Consider the following 4,021-nt stretch of genomic DNA (forward strand, 5'->3'; position numbering starts at 1 on the left):
ACAACATTCTTGCTCCCAAAGGATTATCTACGTTACCGGATGACGGGTAAGTTGGCGATGGATTATTCAGACGCAGCCGGAACAGTCGCGCTGGATGTCGCCGGCAAGACATGGTCAAAAGAAGTGCAAGAAGCATTTGATCTACCAGCGTCATTCTTCCCAGAATTAATTGAATCAACAGATTTGGCGGGTAATATTTCAGATTCATACGCCTCATTCTCTGGTCTAACAACCGCCACAAAGGTGTTTGGTGGGGCAGCCGACAATGCAGCGGGTGCTGTAGGAGCTGGTTTATTGCAACCTAATATGGTGATGTCATCGATTGGGACATCAGGCGTGGTGGCTAAATTTGAAGCCCAGCCAGATGTTGATTATCGCGGTGATATCCACTTCTTTAATCATGCGATTCCCAACACTTTTTATTCAATGGGTGTGACCTTAGCAGCCGGGGATGCTAACGCTTGGTTCAAGTCTGTCTTTGGACAAGATATCCCATTTGCGGAATGGGTAAATGCCGCAGCAGAGTCATCAGTTGGGGCGAACGGGTTGATCTTTACGCCTTATATTTCTGGTGAACGGACGCCTTATCCAGATGCTGATATTCGTGGTAGCTTTACGGGCATTGATCGAACCCATCAACGCGCCGACTTTATTCGCGCCGTGTTGGAAGGCATTATTTTCAGCTTTAAAGACATTATGACGATTTATGATCGTGAAGGCGCTGAATTTGATACGGTCGTCGCCATTGGCGGTGGGGCCAAGAGTCCTTTGTGGTTGCAAATCCAAGCCGACATCTTTAACAAGAAGGTGGTCACACTGACCAACGAACAAGGTCCTGGCTTAGGTGCCGCCATGATTGCGGCAACTGGACTAGGTTGGTATGACTCAGTTCAGCATGCGGCGCGTGAAATTATTTCATTTGGCGCAACTTATGAACCAAATCCTGAAGCGGTAGCTAATTATGAGCAAGTCTATGCGATTTACCAACAAGTCTATGCGGCAACAAAGACTATTTCACATGATCTCATGGCTTATCGACGCCAACTTAAAAACGCCTAAGAACGGGCTCATTAGCCTACGGTATCAGTCATTGTCACTTGAGTAACGTGATCATCGTGCGCAAATCTATGAAAACGCTTGATACTATCAGCTATGTCTGGTATGATAGTATCTGTTATGGAGAAGTACTCAAGCGGCTGAAGAGGCGCCCTTGCTAAGGGTGTAGACGTGTTAAAGCGTGCGAGGGTTCGAATCCCTTCTTCTCCACTACTATTTAAAAACGCTGTATCAGGTTTAAAACCTTGATGTAGCGTTTTTTTGTGTAAAAAAAGCGTCCGTAGGCGACAAGACGTACACTGTGAGTGAGGCGTTATTTTTAAGCATTAGTTAACTTTTAATTGACGTGCCGTTGCTGAAGACAAGCGCTCAATTAAGTCGATCCCTGCTGCTTCAGTTGCGTTACCAGTCGTGAGGACGGCAATCGTATAATTGCTGTCTTTTGTTTGGATATGGCCGATTGAATTCACAATCCAACCGTCATCGTCGTCCGAGTCCAACCAGCCGTTTTTGAGTTGTATCGTGGCATTATCAGGGATGCCTTTACTGATGCCCCAATCCTGGTCAGGATTCACATTAGCCATTAAATGGAGCACATAATGACGGTCTGAGCGATTTAGTGGCGACTTTTGACCATAGGCTAACGCATTAAGCAATTTAAGTTGGTCTTGTGCCGTTGTTGTAGTCATTCCCCAGGCATCCGGATTCATTTTACTTTGTGTCATGTGTAGGGTATTAAATAAATCGTCTGGGCCAGTATAACCATCTTGATAGGTATTTAATAGGGTAGTGGTGGCATCATTGTCTGAGTCGACAATCATACTCTCTACTAGTGTTTTTTCGGCTGGTGAGAGCGACGCATCATCAGACTGACTCATACGTAATAAGTTGGCCAAGACACTTACTTTGACAATACTAGCAGTAGGATAAGTTGCTGAGGTGTTGCTATTATAGATGGTGGTTTGTTTTGTGAGCGCATTATAGACACCAATATTCACATCTGAATCTTGGTGATGCAAGATGGTTTGCCATTGTTGTTTGAGGGCAGTGTCTGGTTGATGCTTTAATTTTTCGGATAACGCAACAACTTGAGAATCGGCAGTGGTCAAGGCGTTTTTTTCCAACAACCGGTGTATAATCAGCAGACTAAACACGAGGAGTAGGGGGACAAGTACGAGGGGGAATCTTTTTTTCTTGGCGTGGTTCATAGATTTTGGCATGCTTCACATTATTTTAGAGGGGTTAGGTGGCGTACGGTATCGGCAAGTCGTCTGCACACATGACGTCAAGACACAGTGTCTAGTGAAACCACTGACCGTTGCGGTAGTCGTGCTTTTTGGGGAAGCGCGAGGTGATCATGCTTACTATCTTACCATAGTTTTTAAGCCTAAAAGTATGATTAAGAACTTGGCGATACCACAGCAAATACGTTTTATTTACTTGTCTTATCAGTAGGTGTTGTATGGTCTCAAAACTAAAAAAACACCAAAAAATTGGTGTTTTTTAGTGTCATTGTTAATTTATCTGGGGGTTTGAATTTTTAACCCCAAAAATAATCAGTGCCATGGCAATCAATAGTAGACTCACAAAGAGGCCGAAAACGCCACTGATGCCAAAATTGGCATCGAGTAGCCAACCGACCAAGAATGGTCCAATAGTTGCCCCTAAACGGCCAACGGATTGAGCTGACCCCATCGCAGTACCACGAATGGCTTGGGGAAAGAGGCTAGGCGTTAAGGCAATCAGAATGCCCCAAGCGCCAAGATCAAAGAACGATAGCCAAGCACCAGCAATCAAAATGACTGGCGTGCTGTGTGCCGGACCAAAAACGAGACTGGCAACGATTGTGCCCAGCAGATAAATACTGAGTAATTTTTTTAAGTTCATTTTGGTTAAGAGATAGGCGGCTAAATAGTAACCAGGCAGTTGGGCAATGCTCATCCCTAAAGTATAACCCAGTGAACGCACTACGGAAAAGCCGCGTAAAACCAACACACTCGGCAACCAGAGGAAAATTCCATAGTACGTCAACATGATGATAAACCAGACGAGACTGATATTAAGTAAAGGCCAGCGGTGTTCGGGTGACCATAATGTCCGAAAAGCAGGCGTTGCTTGTTGCTTGGGCGTGATGGTATCTTCTGGGAGATGATGCCTGAGATACCAGGCATAAAGCGACAAACTAGCGGTTAAGAGTGCCGCCATGCGCCAGCCGAAGTGGGGAATCACTAAAAACGCGATCAGTGAAGCGATAATCCAACCATAAGCCCAAAAACTATCCACCAACACCAGCATTTGATGGCGTTTTGTGCCGGTATAGTGATCGGCAATTAAGGCTGCTGCAACGGGCAGTTCACCACCCAAACCAACGCCGGTAATAAAACGAATCACCATAAACCAAGCAAGATTTGGCGCAAATGACAGCGCTAAATTACTCAAGGAAAAGAGGACGAGCGTCCACATCAGGACACGTCTGCGCCCAAAACGATCCGATAATTTACCACACAACAACGCACCAAGCATCATCCCCACGGACGTAATGGCGCCGACTAACCCAAGCTGGGTTTCGTTTAGTATCCATTCTGCCTTCAATAGGGGCATCATAAACGACAATAAAGCGACGTCTAGCGCATCGATCATCCAGGCAGTGCCGACGACGAACAACAGACGTTTTGAATTGACCATGACAAAATCTCCTTCTTTGCTAATAAAAGTAAAAATAACTTTTATTAATTAAGGCGATTGTACACTAGCATTATTGAATAAGCAACTGATATTTTTTAGCTGGACGACCGGGGCGATTTTGGCTGCTGGAACCAAGTGGTCGTAGTAAGTGTTGATGATTCCGTAAAAAGTTAGAATTATCAGGCTCTTTTTTACCAAAACTTTCAAAAACATGGCGCGCCATTTTGAGTGTAATGTCCGGCCCTAGAATCATCAAAATGGGCGGTTGATAGTCTAATTT

At 45.0% G+C, this 4,021-nt stretch carries 4 protein-coding genes and 1 tRNA gene; 2 read left to right on the plus strand and 3 right to left on the minus strand.

The window, feature by feature from the left end:
• A partial coding sequence (locus tag ACW12G_RS01910) for a xylulokinase (RefSeq protein WP_455647149.1) occupies window positions 1-1,059 on the plus strand: 1,059 nt, incomplete at its 5' end.
• A 119-nt stretch (window positions 1,060-1,178) separates the two neighbouring features.
• A tRNA-Ser gene (locus ACW12G_RS01915) sits at window positions 1,179-1,266 on the plus strand.
• A gap of 116 nt (window positions 1,267-1,382) precedes the next feature.
• Here the strand turns inward: ACW12G_RS01915 and ACW12G_RS01920 are convergent.
• The 3 genes from ACW12G_RS01920 to ACW12G_RS01930 all read right to left on the minus strand — a co-directional run.
• Window positions 1,383-2,276, minus strand: a complete 894-nt coding sequence (locus ACW12G_RS01920) for a serine hydrolase (protein WP_455647150.1) — start codon at window positions 2,274-2,276, stop codon at window positions 1,383-1,385.
• A 295-nt stretch (window positions 2,277-2,571) separates the two neighbouring features.
• Complete coding sequence (locus ACW12G_RS01925) at window positions 2,572-3,741, minus strand: MFS transporter (protein ID WP_455647151.1); 1,170 nt, start codon at window positions 3,739-3,741, stop codon at window positions 2,572-2,574.
• A 70-nt stretch (window positions 3,742-3,811) separates the two neighbouring features.
• The coding region (locus tag ACW12G_RS01930; protein WP_455647152.1) for an NrtR DNA-binding winged helix domain-containing protein at window positions 3,812-4,021 on the minus strand (210 nt) is incomplete at its 5' end.

Source organism: Leuconostoc sp., assembly GCF_965300815.1.

What these genes read in the sequence shown, in the direction of transcription:
- ACW12G_RS01920 (WP_455647150.1), bottom strand. Translation starts at nt 2,276, where the DNA reads ATGCCAAAATCTATGAACCACGCCAAGAAAAAAAGATTCCCCCTCGTA.
- ACW12G_RS01925 (WP_455647151.1), bottom strand. Translation starts at nt 3,741, where the DNA reads ATGGTCAATTCAAAACGTCTGTTGTTCGTCGTCGGCACTGCCTGGATG.